Source organism: Nocardia sp. XZ_19_385 (assembly GCF_015355755.1).
Classification (GTDB): Bacteria; Actinomycetota; Actinomycetes; order Mycobacteriales; family Mycobacteriaceae; genus Nocardia.
In genome coordinates this window covers 2236541-2252610 of the sequence record NZ_JACVEE010000001.1, presented here as the reverse complement: position 1 = coordinate 2252610, position 16070 = coordinate 2236541, and the positions used below count along the sequence as shown (strand labels likewise).

General features: G+C 68.2%; 14 protein-coding genes. 6 read left to right on the top strand and 8 right to left on the bottom strand.

Translation table 11 applies throughout. The features are described from left to right. Window positions 1–4 precede the first annotated feature (4 nt). Entirely contained in the window at window positions 5–1690 is a 1686-nt protein-coding gene (gene mtnA, locus IBX22_RS10665; RefSeq protein ID WP_194815125.1) for an S-methyl-5-thioribose-1-phosphate isomerase, read from the bottom strand. 79 nt (window positions 1691–1769) lie between these two features. Then, window positions 1770–4076, bottom strand: coding sequence for an arylsulfatase (locus tag IBX22_RS10660; RefSeq protein WP_194815124.1), 2307 nt, complete (start codon window positions 4074–4076; stop codon window positions 1770–1772). 99 nt (window positions 4077–4175) lie between these two features. Here IBX22_RS10660 and IBX22_RS10655 point away from each other — a divergent pair, with 99 nt between their 5' ends. The 5 genes from IBX22_RS10655 to IBX22_RS10635 are packed head-to-tail and all read left to right on the top strand — an operon-like array spanning window position 4176 to window position 9949. Further along, window positions 4176–5765 carry an ABC transporter substrate-binding protein gene (locus tag IBX22_RS10655; RefSeq protein WP_194815123.1) on the top strand — a complete coding sequence of 530 codons (1590 nt, stop codon included), beginning with the start codon at window positions 4176–4178 and terminating at the stop codon, window positions 5763–5765. After that, window positions 5762–6721: an ABC transporter permease gene (locus IBX22_RS10650; RefSeq protein ID WP_194815122.1), complete on the top strand. Its 960-nt coding sequence runs from the start codon at window positions 5762–5764 to the stop codon at window positions 6719–6721. The genes IBX22_RS10655 and IBX22_RS10650 overlap by 4 nt, the downstream gene beginning before the upstream one ends. Next, a complete protein-coding gene (locus tag IBX22_RS10645; protein ID WP_194815121.1) occupies window positions 6718–7578 on the top strand; it encodes an ABC transporter permease in 861 nt (286 codons plus the stop codon). The genes IBX22_RS10650 and IBX22_RS10645 overlap by 4 nt, the downstream gene beginning before the upstream one ends. Next, window positions 7575–9362, top strand: a complete 1788-nt coding sequence (locus IBX22_RS10640; protein WP_194815120.1) for an ABC transporter ATP-binding protein — start codon at window positions 7575–7577, stop codon at window positions 9360–9362. Before IBX22_RS10645 ends, IBX22_RS10640 begins: the two co-directional genes overlap by 4 nt. A gap of 59 nt (window positions 9363–9421) precedes the next feature. Next, window positions 9422–9949 (top strand): hypothetical protein, encoded by a 528-nt coding sequence (locus IBX22_RS10635; RefSeq protein ID WP_194815119.1) that lies wholly within the window; start codon window positions 9422–9424, stop codon window positions 9947–9949. Between the two features lie 5 nt (window positions 9950–9954). Here the strand turns inward: IBX22_RS10635 and IBX22_RS10630 are convergent, their stop codons facing one another. The 6 genes from IBX22_RS10630 to IBX22_RS10605 form a co-directional block, all read right to left on the bottom strand. After that, the gene (locus tag IBX22_RS10630) at window positions 9955–10299 is read right to left on the bottom strand and encodes a DUF1330 domain-containing protein (protein ID WP_194815118.1); all 345 of its coding nucleotides are present in this window, start codon (window positions 10297–10299) and stop codon (window positions 9955–9957) included. Window positions 10300–10384: 85 nt separating this feature from the next. Continuing rightward, a complete protein-coding gene (locus IBX22_RS10625; RefSeq protein ID WP_194815117.1) occupies window positions 10385–12178 on the bottom strand; it encodes an NTP transferase domain-containing protein in 1794 nt (597 codons plus the stop codon). 390 nt (window positions 12179–12568) lie between these two features. After that, on the bottom strand, window positions 12569–13321 hold the full coding sequence (locus tag IBX22_RS10620; protein ID WP_194815116.1) for a VOC family protein: 753 nt from the start codon (window positions 13319–13321) through the stop codon (window positions 12569–12571). A 27-nt stretch (window positions 13322–13348) separates the two neighbouring features. Further along, window positions 13349–13657, bottom strand: a complete 309-nt coding sequence (locus tag IBX22_RS10615; RefSeq protein ID WP_194815115.1) for an MGMT family protein — start codon at window positions 13655–13657, stop codon at window positions 13349–13351. Window positions 13658–13664: 7 nt separating this feature from the next. Then, window positions 13665–14450, bottom strand: coding sequence for an alpha/beta hydrolase (locus IBX22_RS10610; protein WP_194815737.1), 786 nt, complete (start codon window positions 14448–14450; stop codon window positions 13665–13667). Between the two features lie 49 nt (window positions 14451–14499). After that, on the bottom strand, window positions 14500–15381 hold the full coding sequence (locus IBX22_RS10605; RefSeq protein WP_194815114.1) for a PD40 domain-containing protein: 882 nt from the start codon (window positions 15379–15381) through the stop codon (window positions 14500–14502). Between the two features lie 92 nt (window positions 15382–15473). Here IBX22_RS10605 and IBX22_RS10600 point away from each other — a divergent pair, with 92 nt between their 5' ends. Next, the gene (locus IBX22_RS10600) at window positions 15474–15920 is read left to right on the top strand and encodes a PaaI family thioesterase (RefSeq protein ID WP_194815113.1); all 447 of its coding nucleotides are present in this window, start codon (window positions 15474–15476) and stop codon (window positions 15918–15920) included. The last annotated feature ends 150 nt before the right edge of the window (window positions 15921–16070 follow it).

Here is a 16070-nt window from a genome sequence, read left to right as displayed (position 1 = left end):
TGTCTTATCCAATCTCTGAGTTCGAGGAGGGTGCGGCGTACGCCTGCTGCCCGCCGGTTCGGATCACCAGCTCGCACAGCGCCTCGAGACATTCGGCGCGATCGCGGGCCGTGGCTAAATTGTCCCCCCATGCGGTGATGCCGTGGCCCGCGATGCCCAATACTGGCGGGGCGTCCGGATTCTCGTCGAGATAGCGCTCGATATCGGCGCCGATGCGTGGGACATCGGGCCAGTTCGGGAAGACCGGGATATCGATGGCATCGGTGCGGCCGAGGCCCTTGATCAGCTCGAAGTCGGTGATTCGCAGCAGGGTCAACTCGTCGCGGGACCCGGCCCGGGTCGAAAGGGTTGTGGCGTAAGGGGGGTGGATGTGGACCACGGCCCCCGCCGCCGTAGCGCGGTAGATGGCGGTGTGGATCGTGGTCTCCGCCGAGGGCTTTCGGTTCTGTCCGGGGAGCGGCGCGGAATCGGTGACCGTGACCGCGACCATGTCGTGGTCGGTCAGCTCGCCCTTGGGGCGGCCGCTGGCGGTGACGACCGCCCAATGTGCCGCGCGCACCGAGATATTGCCCGCGGTGCCGGGCATCCATCCGCGCTGATGCAGCTGGCGTGCGATGTGTGCGATGGCCGTCGCGATCGGCGGCGGGATGACGAACTCGTCCGTCGGTTTCGGAATGGACACGCGCACTGGCGATTCGCCGCCGTATACGACGCCGTTCTCCGTGACGACCGCCGTCACCAACTCTGCGGGCGTGACATCGAATGCGGGGTTGAACACCGCGGTGCCTTCGGGAGCCGTTGCGACAGTACCGAATCCGGCAACCTCGGCGGCGGCCCGTTGCTCGACGACGATCTCGCGACCGGTCGCCATGTTCAAGTCCCGCGTGGATTCCGGGGCCACCACGATGAACGGAATGCCGTGGTGGCGTGCGGCAATGGCCAGCGCGTAGGTTCCGATCTTGTTGGCGACATCACCGTTGGCCGTGACCCGATCCGCACCCACGATCACACAGTCGACCTGACCGGTTGCCATCGCCCACGCGGCAGCGGAATCGATGGTGAGCCGGTGCGGAATGCCGGCCTCGGCCAGTTCCCACGCGGTCAGCCGCGCACCCTGCAGCAGCGGGCGAGTCTCGTCGACGAGCACGTCCTCGATCAGCCCGCGCTCGTGCAGCACCCGGAGCGCGCCGATCGCGGTGCCGAACGCGCTGGTCGCCAGTCGTCCGGTGTTGCAGTGGGTGAGCATGCGCAGCGGGCGGCCCGAAATCAGGCGCTGCACCAGGTCGGCGGCGTGCGTGGCGGCGGCCCGGTTGACGCGGCCGTCTTCGGCCAGCATGTCCAGGGTTTCGGCGAGTACCGCGTCCGCGCCCGCGGGCACCTTCGAGACCACTCGGCGCACGGCCCAGGCCAGATTCACGGCGGTGGGGCGGGCTTCGGCGATCCGCACTGCCTCGGCCTCGACACCGGCCACATCGACAACACCGCCGGCGGTGTGCACGCGGGTGGCGAGGACCACGCCGAACGCGCCCGCGATGCCGATCGCGGGCGCGCCGCGGATCGCGAGCGTCTTGATCGCGTCGATGACCTGATCGACGGTGGACAGCCGCAGTTCGCGCACCTCGTGCGGCAACCCGCGCTGGTCGATGGTGACCAGCACACCGTCGTCCCAGACCAGGGAGCTGTCTTCCATCGGGTGCATCCTTATTCTGTCGAGCCGCATTCTGCCTGGTAAACGGTATCCGACCAGGGGCGGGCGCCCGAAATCACCCTCATTCGGCGACGAACTCCGCTTCCCGTTCCACCGCCTCGATCGTGGCCTGCGGCACCTGGACCGGACCCGGGGTGTAGCTGACCGCACGCAGGTCGCCGGTGTAGCGGAACGGGCCGCGGCGTTCGCGTAGGTCCCAGGACACCGGGCCGCGCGCGTCGATACCGACGGAGATGCCGGTCCACGGCGCCATGCCGACGAGTTGCACCTGGTCGTGCAGCTCGGCGCGGTGCGCACCGGCTTCGATCCGGAAGTCCCAGCGCAGGTGCGGGCGCACAGCCGCCGACACCGTGATGCGCTCGAGGCCGGGTGTCAGTTCGGCGGAGGCGGTGCCGTAGATGCCGTAGCTGTTGACGCCCAGCACAACGCGGCCGTCTTCGATGTAGATCAGATACCCGCCCAGCGGATCACCGTGTGCGACAAGGACACCCTCGTCGCCGGGCTGGTAACCGCCCAGGTGGACGTCGATGGTGAAGTCGCGGAAAGCGATCAGGCGCTGGGAACGGTAGCGCTCCAGGGTCGGTGTGCCGGGTAGCAGTCGCAGGGGGGCGGCGAACCGGGCTTCCTCCGGGCGGCGGCGAGCCAGGTCCTGGCGGGTCAGCAGCGGGAAAACGGAGTTGTTCCAGGCGGATTCGTCCCAGGCGGCGGCCAGCTCGGCGGCCTTGTCCGGGTACTGCTCCGAAACATCGTGCAGCTCGGTCGGATCGGCGCGGACATCGAACAACTGCCAGTCCGGGGTGTCCACATCGCGGCCGGGTTCGTGCAGCGACAGCAGTTTCCAGCCGTCTCGGTAGAATCCGCGATGCCCGGTCATCTCCGAGTATTGCTCGGTGTGCTTGGTGACCGCCCGCGGATCGCGCAGCAGATCGGCGGCGGAGATGCCATCGAAGTCCTTGGCGGGCAGGCCGTTCCGGACCGTGGGCCGCTGTAGTCCGGCCAGGTCCAGCAGCGTCGGCGCGAGATCGGTGACATAGGCGTATTCCTGCCGGATGCCGTTGTCGTCCGCGGTGCGCGGTAAACCCTTGGGCCAGGACACGAGCAACGGCACCCGGACACCGCCGGCGAAGGTTTGTCCCTTGTAGAAGCGGAACGGTGTGTTGGAGGCCTGCCCCCAGCCGCGCGGATAGTGCACGCCGAGCTTGGCGCTGCCGATCAGCTCCTCGTCGTGTGGCACGTCACCGACCCAGGCGGGATCGTCGATGTGCGCGAACTCCGCGAAGTAGGTGCGGGTGCCCTCCGGCCCGCCCTCCGCGGTGCCGCCGTTGTCGGAGGTGAACACCACGATGGTGTTGTCGAGTTCGCCGAATTCCTCGACCACGTCCAGGATGCGCCCCAGGCTCTGGTCGATGCTGTCGACCATCGCCGCGTACACCTCCATGTACCGCGCGAACCGCCGCTGCTCGTCCGCGGTCAGCGAATCCCATTCCGCCGCTTCGTAACCGGGCTCGGTATTGCGCGGCTTCTGCTGCGTCCCGGGCGGGAACAAGCCGTCCGCCAGTTGCGCGGCGAACCGGCTCTGCCGCAACTTGTCCCAGCCCTCGGCGTAGCGGCCGCGGTACTTGTCCAGATCCGCCGGTTTGGCCTGCAACGGTCCGTGCATCGCGACGTGCGCGAAGTAAAGAAAGAACGGTTTCGCCGCGTCGTGGGCGCGCAGATCCTTGAGGTAGGAGACCGCCTTGTCGGTCAGATCGTCGGTGAGGTAATAGCCCTCCGGGTACTCCTCGACGTCCACGACGGAGGAATCCGACACCAGCTGATTCGGGTAGTAGAAGGAGTTCAAGCCTTCCAGCGAGCCGTAGTAGCGGTCGAACCCGCGCTGCGTCGGCCATGAATCCCGGTGCGCCGCGGGGTTCATCGTGGCGTCGCGCACCAGATGCCACTTACCGACGGCGTAGGTGGCGTAACCGTTGCCGCGCAGGATCTCCGGCAGGGTCAGCACGTCGTCGGCCAGCTCCAGCCGCAGTCCGGGATAGCCGGGATCGGCATTGGCGACAAAGCCGAAACCCGCACGGTGCGCGTTGATTCCGGTCAGCAGCGACGCGCGCGAGGGCGAGCACAGCGGCGTGGTGTGATAGTTCGACAGCCGGACGCCGTTGGCGGCCAGCCGATTCAGCGTGGGAGTGTCGATCTCGGAGCCGAACGGGCCGATATCGCTGTAACCCATATCGTCTACCAGCACCACGATGATGTTCGGCGCGTCGGCCGGGGCGGTAGGCGGATAGGTCCATTCGGGGGTGGAGTCGGCGGTGGTGCGGCCGACGCTGCCGCCGAAGGACTCGTAGCCACGGGCGTGGGGTGGAACAGGCATTGGATCAGTAGAAACCGTAAAACCCCCAGGTCACCAGGTTTAGACGCACGGTGCGCGCAACCGGTGCCAGGAGCTTGCTGGCGGTGTTAGCTCAGTACCATGAGCTCTACCCCGGGCGCGCCCATCGGCCGCCGTAGCTTCCTGCGCAACACCGGAATCGCCGCTTTCGCGATCCTCGGCACCGGTGCGCTGGCCGCCTGCACCTCCGCGGTGAACCAGCAGCGCGGCGGCGGCGACAACGCGGCCCCCGTGCGCGGCGGCACGCTGAAGTACGGCGTCCTCCTCGACCTGGTGCCCGCCAATATCCTCACCAACACCGGCACCACGCCCTACGTCGTCGGTCTCGTGTTCGAGTCGCTGGTGCGCTACCCGCACGACAAGCTGGAGCCGCAGCCGCTGCTGGCCGAGAAGTGGACCCTCGCCCCCGATGGCACCTCGATCACCCTGGAGCTGCGCGAGGACGTGAAGTTCCACAGCGGCCGGGCCTTCACCTCCAAGGACGTCGAGTTCTCACTGCGCACCTACGCCGACGCGAAGTGGTCGGCGCAGTTGAAGAGCACCGCGACCGCCATCACCGGATTCGACACCACCGACCCGCACAAGATCGTGCTGACCTTCGCGCACCCGCTGGCCAATATCTTCGATCTGCTCGACACCGTGCCGATCCTGGACCGTGAATCCATCGATCAGCTCGGCACCGGTGAGAAGCTCGTCGGCACCGGGCCGTTCCGCTTCGTGCAGCGAATCCCGAACTCGCAGATCATCTTCGAGCGAAATCCGCACTACTGGGTGCCAGAGCGGCCGTACCTGGATCGAGTCGAGCTCACCGTCATCCCGGACAACCAGGCCCAGCTCAACGCGCTCAAGTCCGGCCAGCTGCACTACGCCGACGGCATTACCTACCGGGATGTCGAAAACCTGGGCAAGACAGATGGTTTCCGGACTTTCCCGTTCGAGGGCGCGGAGCTGCAGGTGTATGTCGGCGTGAACGTGCAGGATCCGGCGCTCTCGGATGTGCGGTTGCGGCAGGCGATCGCCTACGCCATCGATCGGGAGCGGATCGTGAGCGAGGTATTCCGTGGCGCCGGTTACGCCGTGAATGTCCCGTGGCCCAAGGGTTCTCCGGCTTTCGACGCCGCCCGCAACAGTCGATACGCCCGCGATGTGAACAAGGCGAAGCAGCTGCTCGCGCAGCTACCCAAGCCGCCGAAGATCCCGCTGACCTACAGCTCCACGGTCAGCACCTACGAGGCGTCCGCGCAGATCGTGCAGGCCAACCTGGCCGAAGTCGGCATCGAGGTCGAACTCGTGCCGACCGACAACGCCACCTTCATCCGGCAGTTGATCGGCGCGCAATTCCCCGGCCTGTGGCTCACCGATCATTCGTGGGCGCAGTTCGTGCCCTCCACCCTCACCGTCAGCGCGTACCCGTTCAACGCGCGCAAGAACGCCTCCCGCTACGAATCGCCCGCCTACGTTGCCGCGGCCGACGGCGCGTGGAAACTGAAGCAGGGCACCGGATCCGAAGCGACGCAGGCCTACCAGGCGCTCAGTGACCAACTGCTGGAGGGTCTGTTCCTCATCGAGATCGGCGTCCGCTTCCCGCAGGGTGCGCAGACCAAGAAGCTGCACGGCTTCAACTGGACCAAGCGTCGTGAATCCGTGCTGACGGAGGCGTTCCTGGCATGACCGCCTACCTGCTGCGCCGGGTTCCGTCGGCGGTGGCGGTGCTTTTCGGCGCCTCGGTGCTGATCTTCCTGCTGCTGCGGGCGGTGCCCGGTGATCCGGCGAGCACGCTGGCCGGACCGGACGCGACACCGGAATCGATTGCCGCCATCCGCCATCAGCTCGGCCTGGACCGCTCCGTACCGGCGCAATATCTGAGCTGGCTGCACGGGCTACTCACCGGTGATCTGGGGCGGTCCTACATCATCGGCGGCCAGATCGGTGACCTGATCGCCCGCGGCCTCACCAATACCCTTGTGCTGGCCGGATCTTCGCTGCTACTGGCGGTGGCTGTGAGTCTCGCAGTGAGTGTCTCGGCGGTGCTGTGGGAGTGGCGCTGGCTCAATGCCATTGTGGCGGCCGCCAATACGGTGGCCGTCGCGGTGCCCGCGTTCGTCACCGGTGTGCTGCTGGTGCTGTTCTTCGCGATCGCTGTTCCGATCCTGCCCGCGGGCGGTATCCCGCCGGACGGGTTCGCGGCGCACCCCGATATCACCGTGCAGTATCTGCTGCTGCCCTCGGTCTGCCTGGCGCTGCCGGTGAGTGCCGCGCTTACCCGCTTCCTCACCGAAGCACTGCGCACCGAATTGGGGAAGCCGTATGTCCTCACTGCGCGGTCGCTGGGCATCTCGCACCGGGAGATCGTGACGCGCGGCGCATTGCGAAACGCCCTGCCCACCATGCTGACCGTGCTCGGCATCCAGTCCGGCTCACTGCTCGGCGGTGCCGTGCTGGTGGAGGCCACCTTCGCCTGGCCGGGAATCGGGCAGCTCATAGAGCAGGGCATCAACCGGCGCGACTATCCGGTGGTGCAGGCGCTGCTGCTGTTCTCGGTGGCGGTGTTCGTCGCGATCCAGCTGACTACCGACATCGTGCACGCCTATCTGGATCCACGGATTCGTATCGGAGGCACGGCATGACCCAGGTATCGGCGGTCGAAGCGCCGGACACCGTTGAATCCGCACGCCCACAGTGGCATGCCCTGCGCCGGGGGCAGGGTTTGGCCGGTCTGCTGCTGGTCGGCGGTATCGCGCTGCTCGGACTGCTGGCCGGGGCCGTCGCGAAATATGATCCGCTGCAGCAAATTCCGTCGGCCAACCTGCTCGGCCCCAGCGGCGAGCACTGGTTCGGTACCGACAACCTCAACCGCGATCTGTTCGCGCGGGTGCTGCACGGTATCCGCGTCAACCTGTTCGTCGGATTCGTCGCGGTTCCCCTCGGGGCGGTGCTCGGTTCGCTGGCGGGGCTGCTGTCCAGCCTGAACTCCGTCGCCGATGTGATCACCCAGCGCGTGTTCGATCTGCTGCTGGCCTTCCCGGCCCTGATCCTGGCCATCGCGCTGGCCGCGGTCACCGGTCCGGGCGTGCACACGGTGATCATCGTGATCGTCGCGGTCGAAATCCCCTTGTTCGGCAGGCAGATTCGCACGGCCATCCTCGCGGTGCGGGAACAGCCGTTCGTCGAGGCCGCCGAGGTCATCGGCGCCGGTTCCTGGTGGACCCTGCGGAAACACGTGCTGCCCAATGTGCTCGAACCGCTCGGGGTGCAGCTGGCCCTGTCGATGTCGCTCGCGGTCTTCGTGGAAGCCGCGATGAGCTTCATCGGTATCGGGGTGCGGCCGCCGGATCCCTCGCTCGGCGGGACCATCGCCGATTCCATCGCCTATCTGGACGCCAACCCGGCATTCGCGGTGGGGCCGCTACTGGTGGTCTCCGGACTGACGCTCGGGTTCCTGTTCATCGCTCAGGCGCTGGGCCGGGCTAGGAGAATCGCATGAAAACAGCAGTGCTCGAATCGGATTCGGCGGCTGCTCGGCTCGAAGCCGACCCGGAGCCGGTTGTGCCGGTGCTGGCGATCCGGAACCTGAAGGTGCGCTTCGGATCCCGCACTGTTGTGCATGGCGTCGACGTCGAGGTGCGGCCCGGGGAAGTCGTGGCACTCGTGGGTGAATCGGGATCCGGTAAGTCGCTCACCGCCCGGGCCGCCCTCGGCTTGCTGCCCGCCGGGGCCACCGCGAGCGGGTCTATTCGGCTCGTGGGCACCGAAGTCGTCGGCGCCTCCGAAGTCGAACTGCATGCCCTGCGGGGCATCCGCGCCGCGATGGTGTTCCAGGAGCCGCAGACCGCGCTCAACCCGGTGCAGAAGATCGGTACGCAGCTCGTCCAGGCATTGCGCGCCCATCATGCGCGCACCGAGTCGGGGGCACTGTCGAAGGCCGCGGCGCGCGCCCGTGCCGTGGAACTGCTTCGGATGGTGGAGATTCCGGAGCCGGAACGCCGGGTCGACTGGTATCCGCACCAACTGTCCGGCGGGCAGAAGCAGCGTGTGGTCATCGCCCTGGCGCTGTCGGGCGAACCCGACCTGCTCGTCGCCGACGAACCCACCACCGCCCTGGACGTCACCGTGCAAGCCGAAATTCTCGAGCTGCTGCGCGCGTTGCGCCGATCCCACGGCACCGCAGTACTTTTCATCACCCACAACCTGGGCGTCGTCGCCGAGATCGCCGACCGCGTCGTGGTGCTGCGCGCCGGGCGCGTGGTCGAAGAGCGGGCTGTGCACGAGCTTTTCGCGGATCCCCGTGCGGACTACACCCGAGAGCTACTGGCCGCGGTGCCGCGTCTTCCTGGTGCGGACGAACCTGCACAGAAGGTCGCGGCCGGACCTGCGCTCGGCGTGGCCGCCGAGACCGCGCCGAGTCGTGCGCCCGAAACCGGCAGTCGCACTGCGGGGTCGGGGACCGCTGTGGATACCGCCGGTACAGCGCCTGAAGCAGTGCTGCAGATCAGCGATCTGAGTGTCGTCTATCGCGGACGCGGCGGCGACAAGGATTTCCAGGCTTTGCGCGACATTTCGCTCACTCTCGGGCCAGGTGAAGTGGTCGGGCTGGTGGGCGAATCCGGCTCGGGGAAAAGCACACTCGGTCGCGCCGCACTCGGACTTGTGCCTGCGCACACGGGGACGATCGAGCTGACGGGTCTTCCACTCGGGGGCTTGGCCAAACGGGAGCTGCGTGCACTGCGCAAACACGTCGCGCTGGTGCACCAGGATGTCACCGCCTCCCTCGACCCGCGACGCAGCATCGAAGAGGCGATCGGTGAGCCCTTGATCGTGCACCGGGCCGCCTCCGGCGCGCTGCTACGCGAAAAAGTCGGAGCGCTACTGGAATCCGTGCGTCTGCCGCGCGACTACGCGACTCGCCGGCCGGGTGAATTGTCCGGCGGCCAACGCCAGCGCGTGGCGCTCGCGCGCGCCCTGGCCTTGTCTCCGCGACTACTGGTCGCCGACGAGCCGACCAGTGCGCTCGACGTCTCGGTGCAGGCTCAGGTGCTCGACCTGTTCGCTGATCTGCGCGCCGAATACGGTTTCGCCTGCCTGTTCATCAGCCATGATCTCGCGGTGGTGCACCAGGTCGCGGATCGAGTCGTGGTGCTACGCGGCGGCGCGATCGTCGAAACCGGCGATGTCGCGGACGTTTTCCGGGACCCGGAGCACGCATACACTCGTGCGCTGCTCGATGCTGTCCCGCTTCCGGACCCGGAGCTGGCGCGGCGCGGCAGTTAGGCGGCCCAGGTTCTCGGTATGTCGGCCGGGTGGGGTGTTGACCAGCCTAAACTGAGGCGATGACCGGGAAGCAGCTGCGGATAGGCATGGGGCGGCGCGGTGGCTGGCTCGCGCTGGTGGTCGGAATCGCCGCGTTCGGCCTTCTCGAGGCCGTGGTGCTGCATCTGATCGTGAAAGCTGTTGCACCGCAGCCGATTGTCCTGTTGGTCGACGTCGTGGTCGGTGCGCTGACGGCGCTGTTCGTCATCGCCGTGGCGTCCCCGTCGTGGAGCGTGCATCGGGTGACCAGAGACGCGCTCCGGGCCCGTTTCGGCTGGCTTGCGGCAGCGAACGTGCCGCTGGCCGTCATCGCCTCGGTCACCCCGTATCAGCCGTCGCTGCGGCGTCCGGCGCAGCTCGGCCTGGACTTCGACGAGGACACGGCGATGCTGTCGCTGATCCGGTCACCGTCCTCGCCATTGTTGCGAGTCGACCTGACCACCGCGATCGCCGCCCGGACCCAGCTCCTGCGCCGGGTGTCGGCACGTGCACTGCTACTGAGTACGGATGATCCGGAGCGGCTTCGCGCCGCGCTCCTGCCCGAATGACAGTGTCAGCTCGGCAGTTCCGCCCGCAACTGGGCGGCGCGCTTGCGCGGGTCGTAGTCCGGCCCCACACCCTCGACCAGCACCAGGTTGCCGTCGATGTGGTCGGCGCGCAGCCGCAGGATCTCCTGGTAGGCGGGGGAGTGGTACCAGGCGCGGGCGCGTTCGACGTCGGGAAATTCCAACAACACCATGGTCCCCGGCCAGTCGCCCTCCAAGACCTCCAGCGGCGGGCCGTGCACGAGGAAGCGGCCGCCGAACGGGTCGAGGGTGGCCTGGACGCGTTCCAGGTATTCCAGGATGTCGACGTGCGGGCGGCGGGTGTGCAGATGCGCGAAACCATAGGCGGGCATTGGCGTTTCCTTCGACGAGGGCTCTACCTCGACGGTAAGTGCAGTCGCTACGCCCGACAATTACCTGGCAGGTAACGCTCCCGCGTCAGGTATGCAGCGGGAGGAATTCGACCGGGGTGCCGTCGGTGGCGTGCGCGGGGACGATGACCAGGCCGTCGCGGTCGATCAGGCCGCCGAGGTGTGCGGTGGAGCGATGCGGTTCGGCGAGGAAACCGCCGAAGGGGGCGCGGCGGGCCGGAAGCACGCGAGCGACCGGGCCAGCGACGGAGTAAGCGTTGTGCAGCGGGCCGATGTAGGGGCGGGCCGGGTGAGCGCCGGTGCGGCCCTCGACAATGGCGGGTGCCAAGGCCATCAGCGTGGCTACCGCCGCGAACGGATTGCCAGGCAGGCCGAGAAGCGTTGTGTGGGTGGAGAGTTCGGCGACCACGGTGGAACCGCCGGGGCGGAGTTCGAGGCGCGGCACCAGAAGTTCGGCATCGGTGCGAGTGATCGCGCCGCGTAACTGGTCGGCGGCGCCGCCGCCGGTCGCGCCGACGATGACCAGCAGATCGAATTCGCCTGCCGTACTGAGGACATCGTCGAAGCCGCTGGGGGTGTCGCGCAGATGTACCCGGTCGACCGTGCGAATGCCGTACCAGGACAAGACATCCGGGAGGATCGGCCCGATCGAGTCGCGGGTCTGGCCGGTCTGCAGCGGGCCGTCACTGCGGATCTCGTCGCCGGTCATCACGATTCTGGCGCGCACCGGGCCGCGCACCATCGCCTCGGTCACCTCCACGCTCGCCGCCGCCGAGATCAGCCCGGAGGTAACCGGGGTGGCCTCGGCGGCAATGAGATCACCGGGACTGTGGTCGTCGCCGCGGCGGCGGATGTCGTCGCGCACCGGAGAATCAGGTAGCCGGTGCAGCACGTTTTCCGCTGTGAGACTGGTGAATTCGTCCCGCAGGACGGCGCTGGTGCCGTCCGGGACGTGCGCGCCGGTGGCGATGCGCACCGCCTCGCCGGGCAGCAGGCCGACCGGGCGCTGGCCACCCGCGAAGCCGATATCGCGGCGCAACTGCCAGGGGCCGTCCCCGGCGACCGCGTAACCGTCCATGGCGGACACGTCGAACCGCGGCAGCGCCCCAGCGGCGAGGATCGGTGCGGCGAGCGCGGCGCCGCGCACGGCCCGCAGCTCGGTCTCGTATGCGGTGAGCTTGGAAAGTCTGGCGCGCACCAGGTTTCGAGCCTCGTCGAGCGGCAGCGGCCGGCTCGATGGGACGGCGTCGTCGGGGGTGTCGGCCGTTGCTGCCGCCTGGGTGGCGGCTCCGTCGGCTGTCGCCTGCGCGCGCCGCACCTCCTCGGCGGTATCGCAGTCCGCGACCCCCGTCAGGTGCACGGTCACCGTCTCATCCGGAATCAGCGCCTTCATCGGCTGATTCACCAGCGTATCCAGCTCCGCCAGCGCCGCAACCAGCGCCGACCGCCGCCACACCCCGATCAAATACTGCGGCCGCCCCGACGTGTCCGCCGCGAACACCGCGTCCGCACCGGTTTCGTTTTCGTGCCTGAGCAATTCCCCGATCGCGGTGTCGGTCAGGAACGGCATGTCCGCGGCCAGCACGACGACCAGCGGGGCGGGCCCTGGATGCAGCGCGTGCAGCCCCACCTCGATCGCAGCCACCGGCCCCGACCCCGGCGGCACCTCCCGCACCTGCAGAATCGACGGATCCAGCTCGGGCCGGTGCGGCCCCACCACCACGGTCCGCGCACAGCCGGCGACCGCCGCGAGCGCCGCATCCAGCATGGACCGCCCGCCGATCACGATCGCCGGTTTGTCCACCCCGCCCATCCGGCTGGCCCGCCCACCGGCGAGCACAATCGCGTCGACGGCGGTCACGGTAGGCGAGTCGAGGCTAGAGACAACATGGCCGACATGCTAATTCGTCGGGCCGTCCCACCCCGCACACCCAGCCGAGCCTCGGCAAGCCGCCGCAGGTCACCGGCCGAATTTTCGGCGGGTCGATAAAGTCTCCAGACGATCGGATCAGCGCCGGTGGCCCAATCCGATCTGACGAGAGAACACTCGCAGCCAGCGTCCGGACCGGGCTGTCGACACTCGCCGCGCTCGGCGACCAGCGGGACCGGGTCCATGAACACATCCCCGATGACCGCCAGCGGGCCGCCGAGGCGACTCGCCCCGCTGGAACAAGATCATCAGGCAGCTGTGGCGGGTGCTACTCGGGAAATGCCGCCACAGCTGCCTGGTGATCGACTGTCCAGCAAGGGGTTACACCGGCGTGAAGTCGGAATAGGTTGTCAGGACGCTGAATTCGTTGGTTTCGGGGTCGGCCAGCGTGAAGGCGTCGGTGGAGAAGTCGGGTTCGGCGGTGATGAGTGGGGTGGCGCCGGCGGCACGCAGGCGGCGGACGTCTTCGGCGGGGTTACCGGCGGGCAGCGAGGTCAGGTTGAGGCGTAGTCGGTTGCGGCCGGATTTCTCGTCCGGTGTGCGGACGAATTCGAGCCAGCAGCCCAGCCCGGTTGCCGAACGTAGGCCCGCCACTTCGGTTCCCGTGTGGCTGACCGGCCAGCCCGAGGCGGTGGACCAGAACTCGGACAGGCGGGCCGGGTCGCGGGTGTCGACGACGATGGCGGCGACCGCGCCGGTGTCGACGTAGTGTTCGCGCGGTTCCAGGACACAGAACTCGTTGCCCTCGGGATCGGCGAGCACGGCCCACGGGACGCTGCCCTGGCCGACGTCGATGCGGCGGGCGCCGAGGGACAGGGCCCGATCGACCTGGACGCGTTGGTGATCCATGGAGCGGCTGGCGAGGTCGAGATGGATGCGGTTCTTCCCGGTCTTCTGCCGGGTGGCCGGTAGGAAGGTGAGGGCGATGTCCAACCCGGCGGGATCGGGAGCGGCCACGTCCACTTCATGCGGGCGGTCCAGCGTTACCATCCAACCGAGTAATTCGGCCCAGAAATCCGCGACGGCCCGGGGCCGGTCTGCCTCGAACACGACACACGCCAGTCGAGTGGACATCCGACAACGGTAACCCGACGGGGCCGGCTAATCCGGAAGTTCGGAAAACCGGAAACGGGCGTCCCGCAAGTCCACTCGTCCGTCCCGGATCGGGACACCCTCCTCGGCGAGTCGCTGCAGCTGGCGATGCGCGAGGTGCGGCGCGGGCCGGCCACCGGCGCCGAGCACGCGGTGCCAGGGCAGATCGGCGGAGTCGGTGCGCATGATCCAGCCGACGGTGCGCGGTGTGGACAATCCGGCCGCGGCCGCGATGTCACCGTAGGTGGCGACGCGGCCGACAGGGATCTGGGCCACGAGGGCGCGTACCAATTCGATCTGGGCGTCGGTGGTGGGCATCGGCTTCCTACAGCGCCGCTCGGATCAGCTCCGCCGTCTCGGCGGGCCGGGCCTGGGGCACCATGTGATCGCAATCGAATTCGTGCACCGTGAGCCGAGCGCCGAGGTGCGCGGCGAGCGCTTCGCGGAACGCCGGCGTCACGAACGGCGGCTGCACCTTCATCGCCTGCACCAGCACCGTCGGCAGCTCGGCGGGCGGCAGTACGAACTCGCGCGCCAGCTGGCCCCAGTAGGAGGTGATCGCGGGCACGCTGAACCGCCAGGCCACCCGCCCGTCGGCGGTCGGCACCAGGTGCTCGGCGAGTTCGGCGTCCAGCACCCGGGATTCGACGTCGTGCCAAGCGCTGGCCAGCTTGTCCTGCCGGGCCTGCTCGATGTCGGCGTAATCCGGGTGTGTGATGCCGCGCAGCGCGATGTCGTGCAGCAGACCGGGTTCGATCGCGATCGCGGGATCGAGCAGGACCAGACCGCGCACCAACTCCGGATGCCGATGCGCCAGGTGGATTCCTGCCGCGCCACCGAACGAATGGCCGACCACCAGCACCGGTGCTGTGGTCTCCGCGGCGAGCAGGTCCGCCAGATCGGTGACGATCGTCTCGAAATCCCACGGCGGCAGCGCGGTGGAGCGACCGTGCCCGCGCAGATCCGGCGCGATGATCCGGACGTCGGGCAGGTGCTCCTCGGCCAGCGCCGCCCACCGCTTCCCATGCCCGGTCAACCCGTGCAGCGCGAGCACCACCGGCCCCGCGGCGGGCCCGAATCGATGAACATTCAAAGTCGACACCCGCCCCATTGTGTCGGCTCGGGTGTCCGCTCGCATGACCAGTCCGGCCGGAGCCGGGTCAAGAACCGGATCCGGCTCCCCAACTGGCATGCTGCGCAGTCTGTTCCGGAGCGGAGAGCATGCGCGGGTCGCTGCCGTCGCGGTTCATCACCCAGAGTTCGGCGCCGCTCTCGGGGGCGGAGCGGGCGCGGGTGTACAGGATCTGCGCCCCGTCAGGGGAGAACGCCGGGTGCACGGTCCAGTCGTCGGTGAGGGGCCGTACGTCGTTGCCCTCGGTGTCCATCACATACAGCTCGGAGCGATTCTTTCCGCCGCGGTTGCTGGCGAACACGATGGTCGCGCCGTCCGGACTGAAGACCGGGTTGCTGTTGTAGTGGTCGGCCAGCAGGGGCCGGGCGCCGGTGCCGTCGGAGGCCATCGTCCAGATCGCGCCGTTTCGAGTGAACGCGATCTTCGAACCGTCGGGTGCGAACGCCGGACTCTGCGAGGACGCCTGGTTGGGTCCGGTGGGGGCGGGCAGATCGCCGAGTTGTTCCAGTTCGCCGCCGTCGGTGTTCATCACGAAGATCGCGCCGCCGCGGGCGAAGGCGATCCGGGTGCCGTCGGGGGAGAAGACCGGCTCGTATCCGCCTTCGGCGAGTTTGCGGAGGCCGCTGCCGTCGGGGGCCATCGTCGAGATCCAACCGCCACCGATCACCAGCTTCGACCCATCGGCGGCGAAGTTCGGATCGGTGCCGGCGGCGATCCGGGTGACCCCGGTGCCGTCGGGATTCATGACGAAGATCGACTTCGAGTCGTCGAACGCGATCTTGGCCGGACGTGGCGCGGTTTTCGCCGGCTCCGGCGAGGGCCCGCCGGAGGATCCGCAGCCGGCGGTCAGCCCCGCCAGCGCAAGGGTGATGGCGGCGGCCCGCAGCACACGGCTTCGTCTCTGGCGCATGCCGCCCAACCTATCCGGTCCGGCGAACCGGAGCCGCGCGGAATCTGTCTGAGGGACAGGGCATTATCGCTAGCACTGATCGAGGAGGGTGCATGGATGACGAACAGGCCACCGCCGAGGTGCGGGCGCGGATCGAGGAGAGTTTCGCCCGCCAGGGGCTGATGCGGCATCTCGGCGCGCGGCTCGCCCACGTCGCGCCGGGCCGGGTGCACATCGTGCTGCCGAACCGCCCCGAGGTGACCCAGCAGCACGGTTACATCCATGCCGGAGCCACCAGCGCCATCGCCGACAGCGCCGGCGGGTACGCGGGCTTCACCTTGTTTCCGGAGAACTCGTCCGTCCTCACCGTCGAATACAAGATCAACCTCCTGGCTCCCGCGTCCGGCGACTACCTCGAAGCGGTAGGCACGGTCCTGAAGCCTGGCCGCACCCTGACCATCTGCAACTTGGAGGTCTTCGCCATCCAGGGTGACCAACGCACCCTCATCGCCACCGGCCAGCAAACCCTCATCTGTATGAACGGAAAACCAGACCGCTGAGGTTCTCTCGACAAGGACGAATATCGTGTTCTGGGACATGGCCGAGGCAAAACGCCGAGAGGCTCCACGGTGATGTCCCACTTGAACTGTTAGCGCCCGTGGTGAGGCTAGGGGAGGTTGTTCACCAGGCGGGTCAGTGATTTCCAGGGG